Here is an 18431-nt window from a genome sequence, read left to right on the forward strand (position 1 = left end):
CTGATACTGATATTCCGCTGATCAACATTGGGGAATATCATGTTTGAGACTCTCTTTACGCGTCCGCATGTTCTTGCTGCCCACACGCTCGCGCCCTGCGTGGAATCCAGGAAACGCTTCCTAGTACATTGTCAGGAACTGGGTTATCCGCCTAAGTCGATCCGCAAGATCGCGTGGGTCCTGCTGGTTTTTTCGCAGAGCATGGATCTGTCCCGCCCGCAGTTAATAACGCACGAGGAAATCGCGTTTGCGGTTGACCACCGGATTCGTCTCGTTCGAAGTGAGCGCACGAACGAGTCCCGCAGCTCGCGGCTTCTGTTCATCCATACCGCCACGGCCTGGCTGTGTTTTCTGGGACGTCTGGAGGAACGGCATCCCACGAGAGAACCATTTGTTCGCTATGTTGAGCACTACGTCGATTTCATGCGCGACCAGCGAGGACTCTCTCCTGCTACGATTTCAAACTGTCGTGATGAGATCGGTCATTTTCTGGCGATGGTCTGCCGCCCTGACAGGGCAATTGATGCTCTCACTATCCACGACGTCGACACCTACCTCGCGTACCAGGGCAACCATGGCTGGTCCAGAGTGTCATTGCACGCGCTTGCGAGCACGCTGCGCAATTTCTTCCGGTATGCAGAAGGACAAGGCTGGGCTACCAACGTTGCGTGCGGCATTGAAGCACCCGTGGTGTATAGGGAGGAGGGTTTGCCGCTCGGGCCAAATTGGGAGGACGTGCAAAGATTCGTCGACAGTTTTGTCGGCGAGAGTGCGATCGATCTACGCAACCGTGCGATGATCATGCTGCTGGTTGTCTACGGACTGAGGCGCGGCGAGGTGGTACTGCTCCGTCTGGAGGATATAGACTGGTGCGGCGAGATCCTTCATGTCCATCGTCCCAAGCAGCGTTGCACACAGCAATATCCGCTGGTGGCAACAGTTGGGAATGCCATTCTGCGTTACCTGAAGGAAGCGCGTCCACGAAGCGCTCATCGTGAGCTGTTCCTGTCTGTTGAGGCGCCGATCCGACCGTTGTCACCTGCGCGCGTAAGCGACATTGTCCGGTCGCGTCTCGCAGTGCTTGGCATCGACATCCCGCGGCGTGGCGCACATTGCCTGAGGCATGCCAATGCCCGGCACTTACTCGATGCTGGTTTTGCCCTGAAGGAGATCGGCGATCATCTCGGCCATCGCAGCGCTTCGTCAACGAGAAGCTATGCGAAGGTTGACCTGAGCGGACTTAGGCGTGTGGCCGAAATCGATCTGGGGAGTTTGCTATGACGCTCTCCGAACTTGTCGCCCAATACGTGAGCCACAAACGGGCGTTGGGCATGCGCTTTGATTCCGAAGCGGCCACGCTTGCCTCATTCTGCCGCCGGGTTGATGGCAACATTGATGTGACGGCGGTCACGCTCAGGCAGGTACATGACTTCCTGACTGGCAACAGGCCGCTGACTAACCATTGGCGCAAGAGAAGGTCGGTACTTGACTGCCTGTTTCGTTTTGCCCTCTCGCGTGGGCATGTCTCGGCTTCTCCACTTTCTCCCTACAGTCCGGAATTGCCGCCACCGCTGATACCCTATATCTATTCGCAGCAGGAATTAAAGTGCCTGCTCGACGTGGCTCCGGCGGCATGCAGTCCATACGGTCTGCTGGATGCATATGTCTTACGTGCACTCATTCTGATTCTGTATGGGGCTTGCCTGCGCCATGGCGAAGCCTTGCGGCTAACCATGCAGGACGTCAATCTCGACGAAGCCGTCTTGCACGTGCACGAGAGCAAATTCTATAAATCGAGGCTCGTTCCGCTAGGCACAGATCTGAATAGTGCGATGCGAACCTATGCTCGGCAACGCAACCAGAGATTTGGGCAGGCACCGGCTGCGCCGTTCTTCTGTTTCCGCGATGGTCGCCCTGTGACCCAGAAAGCTGTGTGCAAGGCCTTTCAGCGACAGCGCGTCCTGGCAAACATCCAACGCGAAGGCGGTGCGTCCTGCCAGCCGAGGCTGCATGATTTGCGGCACTCAGGCGCAGTGCACCGGCTAATCGCCTGGTATCGCGGTGGCGTGGAGTTGCAACTGTTGTTACCGCAGCTGGCCACCTATCTCGGCCACATCGATCTCGCGAGCACCCAGCGCTACCTCACTCTGACGCCCGAGTTGCTGAATGAAGCGGGCACGCGCTTTGAAACTTACTTCCTTGAGGTGCATCATGAATAACTCATCTTTGCTAGGTCCGTGGATCCGGCGGTTCTTGATCGAGTATCTGGTGGGCGAACGTAACCTTGCCATCAATACGCAAAAAAGTTACCGCGACATGCTCATGCTGTTGCTTCCGTATCTGGCCGCCAAGGTCGACAAACGGATCGATCGCCTGAGCGTGGATGATCTCTCCGCGCAAATGGTCCGCCTGTTCCTGACGCACATGGAAGAACAGCGCCACTGTATGGTCAGCACACGAAATCAGCGGCTCGGCGGCATCCATGCGCTGGCTCGTTTCATCGGCGAACATGCACCGGAATACGTCGACTGGTGGGCACAGATTCATCTGATTCCTGTCAAGAAAACCAGTCGGCCGGAGATCAGCTACCTTAGCAGGCTGGAAATGGACGCCCTGCTCGCAGCCTCTGACATCCATACAGCACAGGGGCAGCGCGAACATGAGTTACTGCTCTTCATGTTTAATTCAGGAGCGCGTGCAAGCGAAGCCGCGCAGCTCAGGATTGGCGACATTGACTGGCACACGCGTTCGGCCAGCATCGTCGGCAAAGGGAACAAACATCGCCGCTGCCCGCTCTGGAAATCCACAATCGAGGCGTTGCGCTCACAGACTGAAGGCAGGGCCGCCGCCGAACCTGTGTTCCTCAACCGGTTCCATCAGACGATGACGCGCTCCGGCATTCATGCTTTGGTGAAGCGCTGCGCTATTCGTGCTGCAGCCAGCGCGCCATCACTCGCCGGCAAGAACGTGCACCCACATGTGATTCGGCATACAACCGCTTCGCTACTACTGCAAGCCGGTGTCGACATCAATACGATACGCGGCTGGCTTGGGCACGTGTCGTTGGAGACGACCAACATCTATGCCGAGATCAATCTGGAAACAAAGGCGCGGGCGCTGGCGACATGCGAAGTGCAAGGCAATGCCGAAGTACAAAAACAATGGCGTGATCAGCCCGACCTGATGGCCTTCCTCCGTACCCTGTAGCCGAATAATATGTGCTGTTCGGTTCCCGCAAAGAGGCTTCCTTGGCCTCGTCGGTTATCGACCAGCACATTTTTTTTACCACACCATACTCGTGCTTATGGGCTCGAGCCCATAACAACGAGAAGGGGCGCGTCGAGAGGGCAATCCGGTTTGTACGCGAGAACTTCTTTGCCGCGCGCAAATTCGTTGACCTCGACGACCTCAATGCCCAGGCCGCGCTCTGGTGCGCCGGACCTGCGGCCGATCGACCGTGCCGGGAAGAGCCCGCTATCACCGTGCGTGAGGCCTTCGCCCGCGAACAGCCCAGTCTGTTGGCCCTGCCGGAGAATCCGTACCCCTGCGAACTGCAACTGGCTGTGCAGGTCAACAAGACGCCGTATGTTCGCTTCGATCTGAACGACTACACAATCCCGCATACGCACGTGCGGCGCACGCTCACGGTACGGGCCAATCCGCGGCAGGTCCGCATTCTCGACGGAGCCGATCTGCTCGCCACTCATGAGCGCAGTTACGATCGCGGTGCACAGATCGAGATTGCAGCGCACATCGACGGCCTCGTCGAGCGCAAACGCGAAGCACGTCATCATCGCGGCCTGGACCATCTGAGCCGGGCCGCGCCGGCCAGTCAGGCCCTGATGCTGCGTGCCGCTGAACGCGGCGGTAATCTGGGCAACATCACATCTCATCTGCTGCGCCTGCTCGATCGCTATGGCGCCGCCGAACTGCAGGCGGCCATTGAGGAGACCCTCGCCAGTGGCGCGGCACCTCATCCGAATCCGGTACGTCTGGCGCTTGAGCGCCGGCGCGCGGCGCGGCAAGCGCCTCCACCCGTCGCAGTCCCGTTGCCCGAACACGTACGCAAGAAGGACACGTTGGTAACGCCCCATCGGCTCGACATTTACGACCAGATCACGGGAGACTCTGATGAACACGCCTGATGTACTACAAACCCGCGCGCACGCCTTGCGCCTGTATGGACTCCTGGCGCATTGGCCCGACGTTGCGGGCGAACAGTGGGTCGCACCTCTGCTGCAGTGGGAGGAGGACGAGCGCGGTCGCCGCTCACTGGAGCGCCGTATCCGTGACGCGCATTTAGGCAGCTTCAAACCGCTGTGCGACTTTGATTGGGCCTGGCCTAAGCGGTGCGATCGTGTCGCCGTCGAAGAGTTAATGTCGCTTGAGTTCATCAAAGACACCGCCAACGTCGTACTGATCGGCCCGAACGGCGTCGGTAAATCCACACTGGCGCTCAATCTCGCCTATCAGGCAATCGCAGGTGGCCACACAGCGTTGTTCACCACCGCCGGCCAGATGCTCGGTGAACTGGCCGCGCTCGATAGCGATTCTGCCCTGCGCCGCCGACTGAATCGCTATGCCTCGCCCGATGTGCTCGTGATCGACGAGGTTGGCTACCTCTCGTACTCAAACCGCCACGCCGATCTGCTGTTCGAACTCGTCAGCAGAAGGTACGGGGTCACCTCGACCGTGGTTACGACAAACAGACCATTTAAAGGTAACCGCTCAATTACGCACACGTTGACAAGACGAAGACGGCCGCACCGCGACGACCGAGGTCGGCGATGTCCAAAGCGAAGGATGAGCGTGGATAAAACGGCTTGAGCGTGCGCTTTGAGCACTTGCCAAGGGCCGGGAGTAGGGCGACCGCGCGCTATCTACTTGCGACTGCCGGGGTACAGCTCGCAGTTGGTCTTTTTCACCCTCTGCCGACACTTATATCCGACTCAGTATTTTCCCGATGTCGTCGCGACGCCGGATATTCAAGTTTTGGGCACACCGGCTCTGGAACCGTTTGCTGGCGGACTTCTCCGCTGACTGGCTGGGTGTCTTGCTGCGTGTGATTCTCCAACCCATAACCACAGGTAGGGCATAGCGTGCAAAAAATGTAGCTGGGCAAGTCAAATTGGCGAGTTACTCTTGTTTAGACGCAAGAATTCACGATAATTTGGAAGTATAAAGCGCTTTAATCTGGCTTAAATCATTTAATTCGAATCTTATGCGAGCAATTGCCTGCGCGACAACTCTTACCCGCTCTTCGACTTTTTCTCTCGCGCGTGAGTTTCAACAGGGCCTTTGTATCGACGGTGCAATTCCGAAAGTCATTGAACAACGCGCTGCCAGAACCTGGAACTGCTAATTGGAATGAAAGAATGCCCACAAACCTTACATTCGAATCGCACCAAGCGGCTCCTCCGCGCGCGCTCGGTTTGCGCTCAACTTCTTTGGACGCGGCGCCTGTGACTGCAGACGAAATTCTCACCGTTAAAGACTTGTCCAAGATATTCGGGCCGAAGCCTGAGCGCGCGGCCGAAATGCTCCAGCAGGGACTTGGACGGAACGAAATATTTCAGCAGACGGGCAATATGGTGGCGGTTGACAACGTCAGCCTCGATGTTCGTGCCGGAGAGATTTTCGTCATCATGGGGTTATCGGGGTCGGGTAAATCGACACTCGTGCGCCTCCTGAACCGCCTCATCGAGCCGACTTCGGGCAAGGTAGTCCTCGAAGGGCGCGATATCGCCCCAATGTCGACCCCTGAATTGCGCGAAGTGCGGCGTCGGAAGATGGCGATGGTGTTTCAGTCTTTCGCTCTCTTGCCGAACCGTACTGTTATCGAGAACGTGGCCTACGGTCTCGAAGTAGCCGGACAAAAGAAGGCGGAGCGATATGAAGTTGCACGTAGTGCGCTTGAACGGGTGGGTCTCGGCTCGTACGAAAAGCTGTATCCGAGCGAGCTCTCGGGTGGCATGCAGCAACGTGTAGGTCTTGCTCGCGCGCTGGCGGTGAATCCATCTGTGCTGCTGATGGATGAAGCATTCTCGGCCCTCGACCCGCTCATTCGGTTCGAGATGCAAAATGAACTCCTTCGCTTGCAAAAAGAAGAGCAGCGGACGGTTGTGTTTATTTCGCATGACATTGACGAAGCGTTGAAGATTGGTGGCCGCGTGGGCGTGATGAAGGATGGCCGGCTCGTGCAGGTCGGCACGCCGGCTGAGCTTATTCAGTCGCCCGCTGACGACTACGTTCGCAACTTTTTCCGGAACGTCGACACTTCGCGCTTTCAAAAGGCAGCAAGTCTTCTATCAAGGGTTGACCGGGGAGTCATCACGTGTGACACCGGGGTATCTGCGGCAGGTTATGCGAACACCCTGGTCGACGCGGGCGTTGAGTGCGGCTACGTTTGCGACGAGGCCGGGCGATATCAAGGCTTGGTCACGTCCACGTCGTTGCGTAAGTGCGGCAACGCGCCGATTCGAGATGCCTTACTCCGCGACATCGCTTCAGTATCCGTTGATGCTGACTTACACGAGTTATCGACCGTCGCGCTCAGACAAGAACACGATGTACCGGTCGTCGATGCCACGGGCAAGTTTGCGGGCATCGTGTCTTGCCGAACGATTCTGAAACAGGTTATGGAACGGAGGGCAGCTTGAACTCATCATTCATCGGACAGGCAGCAGAGCATGGAGTGAACTTCCTGTTTCTGCATTTTCGCGGTGGCTTCGACACCTTCTCGGCAGCCCTGGACGCGGTTGTTAAGCTTCTTCAGGACGGGCTTGCTGCGATTCCCTTTGTAGTGATGCTAGTAGCCTTCATGGCGCTTGCTCTTTGGCGGAAGGGGATTTTCTTCGCGGCCTTCGTCGGCCTTGCGATTATGACCATCCATTTCATGGGGCTCTGGGACCAAACGGTGTCCACTCTTGCTCTGGTAATTGCTGCGACATTTTTCAGTTTGATAATTGGTATCCCGCTTGGAATATGGGGAGCGCGTAACAAAAGGGCCGAAGTCGGCTTACGCTCGCTGCTCGATTTCATGCAGACAATGCCGGCCTTCGTCTACCTCATTCCCGCAGTGATTCTGTTTGGACTCGGTCGGGTACCGGCTGTCATCGCTACGATTGTGTTCTCTATGCCTCCAGTCGTCCGACTGACTACTCTCGGCATTAAGCAAGTCCGCGAGGAGCTCGTCGAGGCGGGTAGGTCATTTGGCAGCACGGATTCGCAATTGTTGTGGAAGATTCAGCTTCCGAACGCGCTGCCTTCCATCATGGCTGGCATTAACCAGACCATCATGATGGCGCTCTCGATGGTTGTCGTCGCCTCGATGATTGGTGCTGGTGGTCTTGGTGAGTATGTTCTGAGTGGCATCCAGCGCCTGGATATCGGGATTGGTTTTGAGGGAGGCCTCGGTGTCGTATTGTTGGCGATTATTCTCGACCGGCTGACTGAAAGCTTCGGCATTAAATCTGCCAAGAAGAAGTCCAAGGTGCGCGCTATCAAGCAGTCCACTACTGAAACTGTGCAAGCCCAGCCTTAGTTCGCCATACGTCGCGTAGATTCTTGCAAGGCATAACAAAGGCGCAGCAAAGTACCAAAATAAAGCAAAAAAGCAACCACTTTACATAAAGAGGAGTACCAAATGACAATTGAAAATCTGAAGTCTTATCTTACGAAATTGACCGCGTCGGCGCTGTGTGTTTTGGGCCTTTATGGCAGTGCTGCAGTTGCAGCAGAACCCGTGAAAATCACGATTACCAACTGGGCAGACGTTCTTGCCGTTGCAAACGTTGCGAAATATGTCATGGAAACGAAGCTCCAGCAGCCTGTCACGTTTGTTCAGGCGGACATCGGCATTCAATATCAGGGCGTATCGCGTGGGGACGTAGACCTGATGGTCGGCGGCTGGCTTCCGGTGACGCATGCAGCGTATTACGCGAGATACAAAGACACCCTGGATGACGTAGGCATCATCTATTCCGGCGCCAAGAACGGTTGGGCCGTGCCCCAATACGTGCCGGAGTCTGAGCTATCGTCGATTGAAGACCTCAACAAGCCGGATGTGAAGACCAAGACGAAGGGGGTGATTCAAGGTATCGAGCCGGGCGGCGGTTTGATGACTGCGTCCGAAAAGACCATCAAGGAATACAACCTGGCAGGCTACACCCTGCAGTCGTCGAGTGAAGCGGGCATGCTTGCTTCACTCCAGCGCGCGACGCAGTCCAAGCAATGGATTGTTGCGACGGTTTGGAGCCCCCATTGGTTGTTCCAGAAGTTCCCAATGCGCTATCTCAAGGACCCGAAGGGCACGTTGGGCGGCGAAGAACAGGTGCACGCTTTTGCCTCGAAGCAATTCGCATCCAAGTTTCCGCGTGCCGATGTTTTCATGAAACATTTCAAATTGACGCTTGCTGACGTCGAGGCCATCGAGCTCGAGGGTAACTCCACGAACGACTACGCGACGGCGGCCAAGAAGTTTGTTGATGCTCATCCGGACAAAGTGAGCGCATGGCTTCAGCAGTAAAATTTTTGCGGGCGCGACGGCGGGGTTACCTCGCTGTCCGTCCCATGGCAGGCTATCCGTTTATTGAGAGACGTCGGCCGTAGTGCCGGCGCAGCACCTTGATAAGTCAGTGCCTGATATGAACCTGTCATAGCAACACGGAGTACGTCTGTGAACGATAACCTTCGATTTTTCTCTGAGGCCCTGCAAGACCGCGACCCGGTGATTTCATCTGAAATCATGCTTGAACTACGTCGCCAGCAGAACCAAATTGAACTCATTGCGTCCGAGAACATTGTCTCGGCCGCGGTAATGGAAGCACAGGGGACTGTGCTGACGAACAAGTACGCGGAAGGTTACCCTTCAAAGCGGTACTACGGTGGTTGCGAGCATGTCGACCGCATCGAGGCGCTGGCAATTGACCGGGTGAAAGCCTTGTTCGAATGCGAGTACGCCAACGTTCAGCCCCACTCCGGCGCTCAGGCAAACGGAGCGGTAATGCTTGCGCTGCTAAAGCCAGGTGACACGGTTCTCGGCATGTCTCTGGATGCCGGCGGCCACCTTACGCACGGCGCACGCCCGGCTATGTCTGGCAAGTGGTTCAATGCCGTGCAGTATGGTGTCGACCCAGAAACTTTTCTTATCGACTACGACCAGATTCGTAGTTTGGCTGAGACGCATCGTCCCAAGCTCATTATCGCGGGTTATTCGGCTTACCCGCGCGCACTCGATTTCGCCAAGTTTCGCGAAATCGCCGACAGCGTCGGGGCAATGCTCATGGTGGACATGGCGCATATCGCGGGCATCGTCGCCGCTGGCCGACACCAAAATCCGGTGCGCTTCGCCGACGTTGTGACGTCTACTACGCACAAGACCCTTCGCGGCCCACGAGGCGGCTTCATTCTCACTAATAACGCCGACATCGCCAAGAAAATCAATTCCGCTGTGTTCCCTGGGTTGCAGGGCGGTCCGCTAATGCACGTGATTGCGGGGAAAGCGGTGGCGTTCGGTGAAGCGCTGCGCCCAGATTTCACGGCTTACATCGACCAAGTCCTCAAGAATGCCCAAGCCCTTGGAGAGGTTTTAAAGCTCGGCGGTGTGAACCTTGTGACCGGCGGTACTGACAACCATCTTCTGCTGGTCGACCTGCGTTCCAGAGGCTTGACGGGGACTCAGGTTGAAAAAGCCCTGGAGCGGGCAGGCATTACCTGCAACGCAAATGGAATTCCCTTTGATACGCAAAGCCCGACCATAACCTCGGGGATTCGGCTTGGAACGCCGGCCGGGACGACGCGGGGCTTCGGGACAGCGGAATTTGAAGAGGTTGGCACGCTCATCCTTCAGGTCTTGGGTGCTTTTGCAACAGGACAGGATGGCGATGAAGCGGTCGAGTTGGCTGTTCGAAGCCGAGTACGCGACCTGTGCAGCCGCTTCCCCATCTATTCGTACGCGGACGCTTCGATTTAAAACTCGCGCCGGGCGTCTCAGGACATCCGCATATCGGCGATTGACCCAACACGGCAGTTGGCCAGCCCTGGCAGCGCAGCTCTCACTTCGCTGCCAAGACTCGGGCTTGCTCGCTGTCGCATCTAGGAGAAAGACATGAGCTTCGAAGGCGTACACGCACCATTAATCACCCCGTTCAAGGCAAACGGTGAAATCAATCACGAGCTGCTAGGGAAACATGCAGTCGACCTCGCTGGCCGCGGACTCACGGGCCTAGGCGTCGGCGGCACGACGGGCGAATATTATGCATTGAGCTTCGACGAACGCGTGCGTACATTCCATACGGTTGTGGAAGCAGCCGGCGACAAGACTCATCTTACCGCTGGCATCAACGCGACCACCACCGACGAAGTGCTTCGGCTCGGCAAGGAAGCAAAAAGCGCGGGGCTCTCGTCCTTGTTGGTGGCGGCGCCGTACTACGCTCAACCGACTCAGGACGAGTTGTTGGCGCACCTGTTTGCGATTGACGACAGTCTCGACATGCCCATCATGCTTTACAACTTTCCAGCGCGGACGGGGACCGACATCAGCGACGCAGTTCTCGAGAAGCTGCTCGAGCGTCCGAACTTCCAAGCCATGAAGGAAAGCACGGGCGATATTGCTCATCTTCACCATCTGGCTACGCATTTCGAGAAGAAACTCATCCTTAGTTGTGGCATGGATGACCAGGCGCTCGAATTCTTCGTTTGGGGCGCACGAAGCTGGGTGGCCGGTGCTGCGAATTTCCTCCCGGAAGTCCACGTTGAGTTGCTTGAAACCTGCGTTAAAAAGGGTGACTTCGTTGCTGCGCGTGCGTTGATGACGCAACTGCTGCCTGTCCTGGAATTGCTTGAGCGCAGCGGTAAGTTTATCCAGTATGTCCGTTACGGATGTGAGCTGGCCGGAAAAGCTGTGGGTGATGCTCGCAAGCCGCTCGGTGTGCTCACGGAAGCTGAAAAACGCGATTTCGCGAATCTTGTGCAACCTCTGCTTCGTAACGGACGTTGATTTGCATGGCCTCGAAATTCGAATTTGCCCGCTTACCCGTGGCAGATGGTGTCAATGGGTGGTGGGAGATTTTGCCGCCGCCATCGGAAGCGACATGTTTCCAGGGCAACCGACATTTTGACTTTGTTGTTGTGGGCGGCGGTATCACCGGATTGTGTGCAGCTCGGCGCCTAGCCGAGCTTGCACCGGAGTCCTCGGTGGCGCTCGTGGAGGCAGACCGAATTGGTCGGTCGACAGCTGGACGAAATTCGGGCTTCTTCGTTGACCTGCCGCACGATATAAGCAGCGAAGGCTATTCAAAGAGTGTCGAGGCCGACAAGGCAGATGTGCAGATGCAGCGCCACGGAATTGACTACGTTAGGTCGATTGTCAGAGAACAGGGTATCGAGTGCGACTGGCGGGACGACGGCAAATACCACGGGGCCGTCAACAAACGGGGTAAGGATGCGCTCAAGCACTTTGCAGAGGGTCTGAAACGCATCGACGAACAGTTCGAATGGCTCGACGTTGGGGCCATCGCGAAAGTAACCGGCACTTCGTTCTACCACGGCGCGATATTTGCGCCGGGCTGCAGCACCGTTCAACCCGCCGCATTGATGCGCGGTCTTGCGAGAACGATGCCGAAAAACGTTGAGGTTTTTGAGCTGAGTCCCGTGCGAAAGCTAGCGCGTGGCGCAGGTGGCCAAGTGCTTTCGTTTGACGGCGGTCAGATAACCGCCGGCAAAGTTGTTCTTTGCACCAATGCTTACGCGGCGACATTCGGCGGCAATCCAAACGGACTGCTGCCGGTTTATACCTTCGCCTCCCTGAGTCGAAAAATGACGTCGGCAGAGGCTAAAGCGCTCGGTGGAATTAATTCGTGGGCACTCATTCCAGCGGACCCGATGGGAACCACCGTTCGTCGTTTGGGGAATGACCGCATATGTGTTCGCAATCACTTCGCGTTTCGCCCTGGTCTGCAAGTGTCGCCGTCGGATTTGCGCAAGGCTAAATCCCTGCATCAACGGTCGTTCGACCGTCGCTTTCCAATGCTGAATGACGTCGCGTTGGAATACACCTGGGGCGGTGCCCTCTGCTTGTCCGCGAACAGCGGGGCTCTTTTCGGCGCGACAGAGGAAGGTTTGTATCAAGCAATAGGGTGCAACGGTTTGGGATTGAGCAGAGGTTCTGCGTCCGGCAAAGTCATTGCCGAATACGCTCTAGGCATGTCGAACGAGATGACCAGTCAACTCTTGAAGCAGATGCAACCAAAACCGTTGCCGATGCGCCCCATTGCCGACATGGCGGTCTCAACGGCCATATGGTTCAAAGAATTCTCGGCTGGAGCCGAACTTTAATCGATTGAGGACACCAGAATGACGACTTTTGAACAGTGGAAAGCTAAGGCTAACGCTCTTTCTTTGGACGGGCGCGCGTTTATCGGAGGAAAGCGCTGCGCAGCTTTGTCCGAGGAAACGTTCCAGACGTTAAATCCGTCAAACGGGAAAGTCCTTGCAGACATCGCGCGTTGCGACGCCAAGGACATTGATGTCGCGGTCGCGTCGGCCAGAGAAGCGTTCGATTCGGGCGTTTGGTCAAAGGCTGCGCCATCCCATCGAAAAACCGTGCTTCTCAAGCTAGCTCAGTTGATTGAAGAGAACATGGATGAGTTGGCCATCCTCGAAGCGCTTGAGGCTGGAAAACCCGTTTCAGAGTGTCTTGGCCTGGACATCCCGGAGTCGGCGGCGTGTATTCGTTGGCATGCGGAAGTTACCGACAAGCGATACGACGCGCTGTCCCCATCAGGCGCCAATGTCGTCAGCATGATTACGCGCGAAGCTATCGGCGTCGTGGGAGCCGTACTCCCGTGGAATTTCCCGGCGCTGATGCTCGCATGGAAAATCGGTCCGGCGCTGTCGGTTGGCAACAGCGTCATCGTGAAACCGGCTGAGCAGACTTCGCTTGCAACGCTGCGAATCGCCGACCTCGCCACGGAAGCCGGTCTTCCGGCAGGCGTATTTAACGTCGTGACCGGGTTCGGCGAGACTGCGGGGCAGGCCCTTGGTCTACATCCTGATGTCGACCTCATCGCGTTCACCGGGTCGACTGAGACTGGCAAACGCTTCCTGAGATATTCCGCCGATACAAACCTTAAGCGGGTCATCCTTGAGTGCGGCGGCAAGAATCCGCAGGTTGTGCTGCCAGATGTCGCTAACCTCGATGCGGTGGCGGAGCAGGCAGTAGCGGCGGCCTTCTGGAACATGGGTGAGAACTGCAGCGCGGGCTCTCGCCTGCTTGTACCTGCGGGAACGAAGGACATTCTGCTGGAAAAGATTAAGGCGGTTCTGGCAGGATGGAAAACCGGCGAGCCGTTGGACCCCGACGTAAAACTTGGCGCTTTGATTGAGCAAAAGCACTATGAGAAAGTGCTGGGCCACATCGAAAAGGCGAAGGCGGAGGGCGCGCGGCTTGTTCACGGCGGCAACGCTGTCTTTGTCGAATCCGGAGGCTGGTACGTCGAGCCGACCATATTTGACAACGTGACGACTGACATGAGCATCGCCACCGACGAAGTCTTCGGCCCGGTCCTCTGTGTTATCGAATACAGCGACATCGACGAGGCAGTTCAGATTGCTAATGACACCTGCTATGGCTTGGCCGCTTCGCTGTGGACGGACAATGTAAATAACGCTCATAAGGTCGCCGGCAGAATCCGCGCGGGCACCGTCACCATAAATTGTTTCGGCGAAGGCGACTTATCAACGCCGTTTGGCGGTTTCAAGCAGTCTGGATTCGGTGGACGGGACAAGTCCGTTTATGCGCACGACCAATATTGCGAACTTAAGACGACCTGGTTGAAGCTCGACTGAGCGCTCAGCAGCGCCGGTCTTGCCCATAAAACAGACGGCTATTTCGCGGCGCTATTCAAAGGCGCCGTTCACTTTAAAGTTGAAGGCCATGCGAATAGGATTTATCGGAACCGGCACTATCACTCGTGCGGTCGTGACCGGTTTGCTCCACACAGGCACATCGTTCGAACACATCTATCTATCGCCGAGAAACGGCGAAGTCGCGTCGACGCTGGCAGACCTCGATGCACGTATTTCTGTCTGCGCTTCGAATCAACAAGTGCTCGATAGTAGCGACATCGTTTGCTTGGCTGTCGTGCCGAAAATCGCGGCCGATGTTCTGCAAAAGCTTCATTTTGGAGTTCGGCATCACGTTATCAGTTTCATCGCAGGGATATCACTTTCTGCATTAAAGGATATGGTCGGCGACGTTCATGGCATTGTCCGAGCGGTGCCGCTGCCAGCGGTTGCCGCGGCCAAGGGAAGTACGGCAATCTGTCCCCCGGACGAGGTTGCCCGGCTCCTGTTCGGTCCGCTTGGAACCCCCGTCGAAGTGTCCGATGAACATCAGTTCGACGCGTTATCTGCGGTTACAGCGACTATGGCGAGCTTTTATGCGGTGCTCGAGACCAAGGCGCAATGGTTGGTGGCGCAAGGCATTGAATACAGCTCCGCGCGTGCATTTTTGGCTGGCTACAGCGTGGGACTCGCGCATGAGACGACCTACGGGGACAAGCCGTTTTCGACATTAGTTCAAGAATCGATGACACCTGGCGGCATCAACGAGCAGCTTCACCGGGAGTTGGCGGACGCAGGGGCATATTCTCACTATCGCACCGCTTTGGATAAGGTCTTGCAGCGCGTCGAAGGAAAATGACACCAGCTGCATCATTGGCGGCGAACATGGTGGGTTCTTTCGGTGTAGAGTTCTTTTATCCGCCTGCCCCTGGTTTGCGGTGTTTCGAAGGTCGACCGCTCTGAAGGTGCACACCGATGCAGAAGAAACAACTTTTCGCCGACAGATTGCTTGCGCAGATGCCTTCACTACGTGCTCTGCGATGCTTTGTCACGGCGGCACGGTACGAAAGCTTCACGCAAGCTGCCGAGGTGTTGTGCGTTTCGCAGGCTGCTGTTAGCAAGCAAATCAAGGAGCTGGAAGACTCAATGGGCGTCCCGCTCTTTGAACGCAATGGGCGACATATTGCGCTGACCGACTCGGGCCGTATTTTATACAACGCCTCCTACTTGTCGATTATGAACATCGCAGAGGCCGCCGAGGCAGTGCGACGGTCAGACAAGAAGGCGTTGAATGTTTGTGTCTCCCACACGTTTTCAGCACTTTGGCTAGCTCCAAGGCTTCCACGTTTTCGCAAGCAGTTCCCGGATATCAAGCTGGAGATTACCGTCACCGAGCATTTTATGGAGCTCGATGGCCTTATGCAGCCTGACGTCATCATCAGCAAAAATCCTCCGCGCGAAAACGAATATGACGTAAAGCCCTTGTTTCACGATGTCGTATATCCAGTTTGCAGCCCGCGGGTATTCGAAGACCGCTTCCAGGGAAAGACGCTTAAGCCACTGGACCTGCTCTCCGAGCCAACGCTGCATCTTTCTCTTCTTGGCCGAGCCCAGGTCTGCGAGCACGTTGATTGGCGGGTCTGGAGCAACTGGTTTCAGCAAAGCGATGGCTCGGACCGCTACTCTCCCGGTGAGAATTTCGAGAGTAACGACTACCGACTACTCGTGTCCTTGGCGGAGGCTGATGAAGGCACGGTTATAGGCTGGCATCACTTGGTCCACCGACAGGTCGAGAAAGGAGCCCTGGTGCGTCCGGTCGAAGAATGCCTAGTATTTCGTGACCGTTATCACTATCTCATCACGCACAGGAATGCGTCCGAACGGCCTGAGTATCAGGCGTTCCGCGAATGGTTGGTGAGCGAGGTAACGGACATGATGGCGCAGTGGCAGTGAGCTGTCGAAGCAAACAAGCTGTGTGGCCGCCTTTTTAACCGGCATTAACGCCGCCGCGCCGACGTCGATTCCACGTTGTTTTCATCGCGCGGGGTGAGCGCATAGGTTCACTCTGTAATTGGGCCAGAAGTGTCAAACGAACCGGATGTACCTATCAGGTTTGGCATCGTGCTCCTGCCGAACTTCACGTTGACGGCGTTTTCGGGGTTTGTCGACCTCCTTAGACTCGCGAGTGATGAAGGAGACATGAGTCGGCCGGTGCGCTGTTCATGGACGGTAGTTGGCGAGAACGTGTTGCCGGTCAGAGCTAGCTGCGGAATTCAAGTTTCTCCGTGGGAGACTTTCGAAAAAGCCCTGCCGTTCGACTACGTGGTCGTCGTTGGAGGCTTATTGCATTCCGGTCCGACAGCAAGTGAAGCAACAATTGGCTTCATCCGTCGCGCGGCTGATAGCTCAGCGACCGTCGTTGGAATCTGCACAGGTATCTTCGCACTGATGCGAGCCTGACTTATAACCGTTATAAAAATGGTCATCTGGTCCTACCGTTACGTGCCCGAGTCCATCAAACTTGGTACCAGTATTGTCACTCATGAATAGCTGTGCGCTTTGCCATGCAGTGCCGGAAGTATTGCCCCCTTCCGGCGTCATAAAGTCAAAGTCTCGCATGGTCTTGATTCCATGAGGCGTTCGAAACATCATCAGCTCTAGAGGGCCATGTCCGTCCCAATGATATGAATTTCGATCCATCGGCAATCCAAGATCGAAGACACGGCCTGACTTGATTGCCTTCATCGCGGCGAGGCGCGATGCGTCAGTCATTTCATTGAGTGCTCCGACTTGATCATCCTTCCCCCATACCCAACCCCATCCCTGACCCTGTTTCCATTTGATCATGCCGTCGTCACCAGCATAAGCGGTGGTGCAGATGGTGCTGGCTGAAAGCATCGCGGCGATAATAGCCTTTCCAAATTATTTCATTCGATATCCTAATTGAAAGAAAAAATAACTGATGACGGGTTGTCGTCAGCCTGTCTGAGATGTTTGCGACACTATGCAATCTCTGCGGACGAACAAACACGATTCCAAGCCCACAATTTGTTTTCAAAAACGCAATGATCTACAAAACTGACGTGAGAGTCAGTATGCGTGAATTATGTGTCGAATCAAAAATAGATTGGATGGGTCACGATCCCGTTTACCCCCGATTGATCGCGCAAGCTTTTTTCTTGTGCGATCGTTTGTAGGAGAAGAAATTGCCAGCCAGTCGGGATGGGAAGGTGAAAACAGAATGACGATCGCGGAGACCACGGAAGCCAGATCTAGGCTGGTGGTGGCCAACCGCGGACAAAACTAAACGTGGGTGTGCGCCACGCCCAGGGCCCGCCACTTGTTGGCACGCATCGCCCGCATGTTTCCGAAGAGACGATCAGAGTTCGCTCAAGATTACTCTCGCAGCGTTGTGCCCCGGGACCCCCGTAACTCCACCGCCTGGATGGGTTGATGCGCCACATTGGTAGAGGCCAGCAATCGGTGACCGGTAATCGGCGTAATGAGCGATCGGTCTGCGAAAGAAGGTTTGATCGATGGTGAGCTCGCCCTGATGAACGTGGCCGCCTGGGAGATTGAAGATTGCCTCGATGTCTGGCGGCGCGAGAACCTGCTTGTGTAGTACTTCATTGCGAAAGCCTGGCGCGTATCGCTCGATCTGCGTCGCAATGATGTCGAAAAGCTTTTCATGGGCAGCGTCGTCCCATGGACCACTCTTGAGATGGTAAGGAACGTGGCCACCCATGATGTTCATTGTGTGGAAGACTGGAGGAGATACGGTCGAATCAAACGCGCTCGGCGTAACGATCCACATATACGGCCGCTCTCCCATCTCGCCGCGCTCAACGGCTTCGAAATTCGATTGAAGTTCCTCGAGATTTTCCGCGAGAGTAATTGAACCTGGGTTGAAATCAAGACCTCGCGTCGCCATTGCGGTCCATTTAGGCAGATTCTTGAGGAGAGCGTTCGGATTGGTGGGGTCAGGCAGTAGTCCGAACGGTTGAGTCGTTGGCTGAGAAGCCGGGATACCAGCTCGCGAAGTCTTGCCGCAGACGTCCATCGAGGACACGGGTTCGCACCTGCAGCAGCAGGTGCGCGCTGTGCGGGGACCAACGCATCTGTTGCGATTTGGACATGCGCTTGTCGATGATCTGATTGACGGCCGACTCCACGAACGCGGTCGAGATGCGCTCGCCGGCTCGGTATCGACGTCCATAGTCGGGGAGCGAGTCGCAGTTGTTGTTCAGGTATCGACGCAAGTCTGTCGCGAGCTGTCAAACGACACAAAGTCGTCCGAAAAATGACCCAAAGTCGTCTAATCGGCAAATTCGGGAGCACGTAATCTGTAAAAATCGTTATCAATCAAGGGGTTGTCGCATAATTGACGTAAAGTAGTCCAATCTAGCGGGAAGGCTGATGCCCTTGATGGCGAGATTTTGAGGTGGTTTTGCCGCGATGCTATGCCGATACGGTTGACTTGAGCGCCACGCGGCAAGTTCAGCCGGGCGCGCGAGAGCCGGGTGCAGGAGATAGGACTTGTGCGGCCGCATGAACGACGCGAGGCGATGCCATATCCAGGCTGACGT

The 18431-nt window shown here is 56.1% G+C and carries 17 protein-coding genes and 2 pseudogenes; 15 read left to right on the top strand and 4 right to left on the bottom strand.

All coding sequences use genetic code 11. The features are described 5' to 3' along the window. The first annotated feature begins 39 nt into the window (after window positions 1–39). From BSU04_RS15670 to BSU04_RS15740, 15 genes and pseudogenes are all read left to right on the top strand, one after another. Window positions 40–1281, top strand: a complete 1242-nt coding sequence (locus BSU04_RS15670; RefSeq protein WP_075358822.1) for a tyrosine-type recombinase/integrase — start codon at window positions 40–42, stop codon at window positions 1279–1281. Further along, on the top strand, window positions 1278–2219 hold the full coding sequence (locus tag BSU04_RS15675) for a tyrosine-type recombinase/integrase (RefSeq protein ID WP_086383060.1): 942 nt from the start codon (window positions 1278–1280) through the stop codon (window positions 2217–2219). Before BSU04_RS15670 ends, BSU04_RS15675 begins: the two co-directional genes overlap by 4 nt. After that, the gene (locus tag BSU04_RS15680; protein ID WP_089161455.1) at window positions 2212–3207 is read left to right on the top strand and encodes a tyrosine-type recombinase/integrase; all 996 of its coding nucleotides are present in this window, start codon (window positions 2212–2214) and stop codon (window positions 3205–3207) included. Before BSU04_RS15675 ends, BSU04_RS15680 begins: the two co-directional genes overlap by 8 nt. A gap of 41 nt (window positions 3208–3248) precedes the next feature. Continuing rightward, a complete protein-coding gene (locus BSU04_RS15685; protein WP_256982813.1) occupies window positions 3249–4145 on the top strand; it encodes a Mu transposase domain-containing protein in 897 nt (298 codons plus the stop codon). Then, the gene (locus BSU04_RS15690; protein WP_089161456.1) at window positions 4132–4827 is read left to right on the top strand and encodes an ATP-binding protein; all 696 of its coding nucleotides are present in this window, start codon (window positions 4132–4134) and stop codon (window positions 4825–4827) included. The genes BSU04_RS15685 and BSU04_RS15690 overlap by 14 nt, the downstream gene beginning before the upstream one ends. Before the next feature lie 548 nt (window positions 4828–5375). Continuing rightward, on the top strand, window positions 5376–6659 hold the full coding sequence (locus BSU04_RS15695) for a quaternary amine ABC transporter ATP-binding protein (RefSeq protein WP_089161457.1): 1284 nt from the start codon (window positions 5376–5378) through the stop codon (window positions 6657–6659). Beyond that, window positions 6656–7543, top strand: coding sequence for an ABC transporter permease (locus BSU04_RS15700; protein ID WP_089161458.1), 888 nt, complete (start codon window positions 6656–6658; stop codon window positions 7541–7543). Before BSU04_RS15695 ends, BSU04_RS15700 begins: the two co-directional genes overlap by 4 nt. A 102-nt stretch (window positions 7544–7645) precedes the next feature. Beyond that, window positions 7646–8527: a glycine betaine ABC transporter substrate-binding protein gene (locus tag BSU04_RS15705; protein ID WP_089161459.1), complete on the top strand. Its 882-nt coding sequence runs from the start codon at window positions 7646–7648 to the stop codon at window positions 8525–8527. 150 nt (window positions 8528–8677) lie between these two features. After that, window positions 8678–9973: a serine hydroxymethyltransferase gene (gene glyA, locus BSU04_RS15710; protein ID WP_089161460.1), complete on the top strand. Its 1296-nt coding sequence runs from the start codon at window positions 8678–8680 to the stop codon at window positions 9971–9973. A 135-nt stretch (window positions 9974–10108) separates the two neighbouring features. Further along, the gene (locus BSU04_RS15715; RefSeq protein ID WP_089161461.1) at window positions 10109–10999 is read left to right on the top strand and encodes a dihydrodipicolinate synthase family protein; all 891 of its coding nucleotides are present in this window, start codon (window positions 10109–10111) and stop codon (window positions 10997–10999) included. A gap of 5 nt (window positions 11000–11004) precedes the next feature. After that, window positions 11005–12336, top strand: coding sequence for an NAD(P)/FAD-dependent oxidoreductase (locus tag BSU04_RS15720; RefSeq protein WP_089161462.1), 1332 nt, complete (start codon window positions 11005–11007; stop codon window positions 12334–12336). An 18-nt stretch (window positions 12337–12354) separates the two neighbouring features. After that, window positions 12355–13848 carry an aldehyde dehydrogenase gene (locus BSU04_RS15725; RefSeq protein WP_089161463.1) on the top strand — a complete coding sequence of 498 codons (1494 nt, stop codon included), beginning with the start codon at window positions 12355–12357 and terminating at the stop codon, window positions 13846–13848. 88 nt (window positions 13849–13936) lie between these two features. After that, window positions 13937–14704: a pyrroline-5-carboxylate reductase gene (locus tag BSU04_RS15730; RefSeq protein WP_089161464.1), complete on the top strand. Its 768-nt coding sequence runs from the start codon at window positions 13937–13939 to the stop codon at window positions 14702–14704. 116 nt (window positions 14705–14820) lie between these two features. Next, window positions 14821–15798, top strand: coding sequence for a LysR substrate-binding domain-containing protein (locus BSU04_RS15735; protein ID WP_089161465.1), 978 nt, complete (start codon window positions 14821–14823; stop codon window positions 15796–15798). 117 nt (window positions 15799–15915) lie between these two features. After that, window positions 15916–16302, top strand: a pseudogene (locus tag BSU04_RS15740) (DJ-1/PfpI family protein); the annotation flags it as partial. Here BSU04_RS15740 and BSU04_RS45445 read toward each other — a convergent pair. The 4 genes and pseudogenes from BSU04_RS45445 to BSU04_RS47115 form a co-directional block, all read right to left on the bottom strand. After that, on the bottom strand, window positions 16252–16743 hold the full coding sequence (locus BSU04_RS45445; RefSeq protein WP_144021249.1) for a hypothetical protein: 492 nt from the start codon (window positions 16741–16743) through the stop codon (window positions 16252–16254). The pseudogene BSU04_RS15740 and the gene BSU04_RS45445 overlap by 51 nt on opposite strands. 481 nt (window positions 16744–17224) lie before the next feature. Beyond that, the gene (locus BSU04_RS15745) at window positions 17225–17905 is read right to left on the bottom strand and encodes a phytoene desaturase family protein (protein WP_179258333.1); all 681 of its coding nucleotides are present in this window, start codon (window positions 17903–17905) and stop codon (window positions 17225–17227) included. Beyond that, a pseudogene (locus BSU04_RS47620) lies at window positions 17826–18095 on the bottom strand (ISKra4 family transposase); the annotation flags it as partial. The pseudogene BSU04_RS47620 and the gene BSU04_RS15745, both read right to left, overlap by 80 nt. Window positions 18096–18160: 65 nt before the next feature. Further along, window positions 18161–18431, bottom strand: a 271-nt coding sequence (locus tag BSU04_RS47115) for a hypothetical protein (protein WP_218827295.1), incomplete at its 5' end; no start/stop codon positions are given.

Origin of the sequence: Caballeronia sordidicola (assembly GCF_002220365.1) — a bacterium.
Lineage (GTDB): Bacteria > Pseudomonadota > Gammaproteobacteria > Burkholderiales > Burkholderiaceae > Caballeronia > Caballeronia sordidicola_C.

Coding starts and splice junctions, on each gene's coding strand:
- BSU04_RS15670 (WP_075358822.1), top strand. CDS start 40: ATGTTTGAGACTCTCTTTACGCGTCCGCATGTTCTTGCTGCCCACACG.
- BSU04_RS15675 (WP_086383060.1), top strand. CDS start 1,278: ATGACGCTCTCCGAACTTGTCGCCCAATACGTGAGCCACAAACGGGCG.
- BSU04_RS15680 (WP_089161455.1), top strand. CDS start 2,212: ATGAATAACTCATCTTTGCTAGGTCCGTGGATCCGGCGGTTCTTGATC.
- BSU04_RS15690 (WP_089161456.1), top strand. CDS start 4,132: ATGAACACGCCTGATGTACTACAAACCCGCGCGCACGCCTTGCGCCTG.
- BSU04_RS15695 (WP_089161457.1), top strand. CDS start 5,376: ATGCCCACAAACCTTACATTCGAATCGCACCAAGCGGCTCCTCCGCGC.
- BSU04_RS15705 (WP_089161459.1), top strand. CDS start 7,646: ATGACAATTGAAAATCTGAAGTCTTATCTTACGAAATTGACCGCGTCG.
- BSU04_RS15715 (WP_089161461.1), top strand. CDS start 10,109: ATGAGCTTCGAAGGCGTACACGCACCATTAATCACCCCGTTCAAGGCA.
- BSU04_RS15720 (WP_089161462.1), top strand. CDS start 11,005: ATGGCCTCGAAATTCGAATTTGCCCGCTTACCCGTGGCAGATGGTGTC.
- BSU04_RS15725 (WP_089161463.1), top strand. CDS start 12,355: ATGACGACTTTTGAACAGTGGAAAGCTAAGGCTAACGCTCTTTCTTTG.
- BSU04_RS15730 (WP_089161464.1), top strand. CDS start 13,937: ATGCGAATAGGATTTATCGGAACCGGCACTATCACTCGTGCGGTCGTG.
- BSU04_RS15735 (WP_089161465.1), top strand. CDS start 14,821: ATGCAGAAGAAACAACTTTTCGCCGACAGATTGCTTGCGCAGATGCCT.
- BSU04_RS45445 (WP_144021249.1), bottom strand. CDS start 16,743: ATGCTTTCAGCCAGCACCATCTGCACCACCGCTTATGCTGGTGACGAC.
- BSU04_RS15745 (WP_179258333.1), bottom strand. CDS start 17,905: ATGGACGTCTGCGGCAAGACTTCGCGAGCTGGTATCCCGGCTTCTCAG.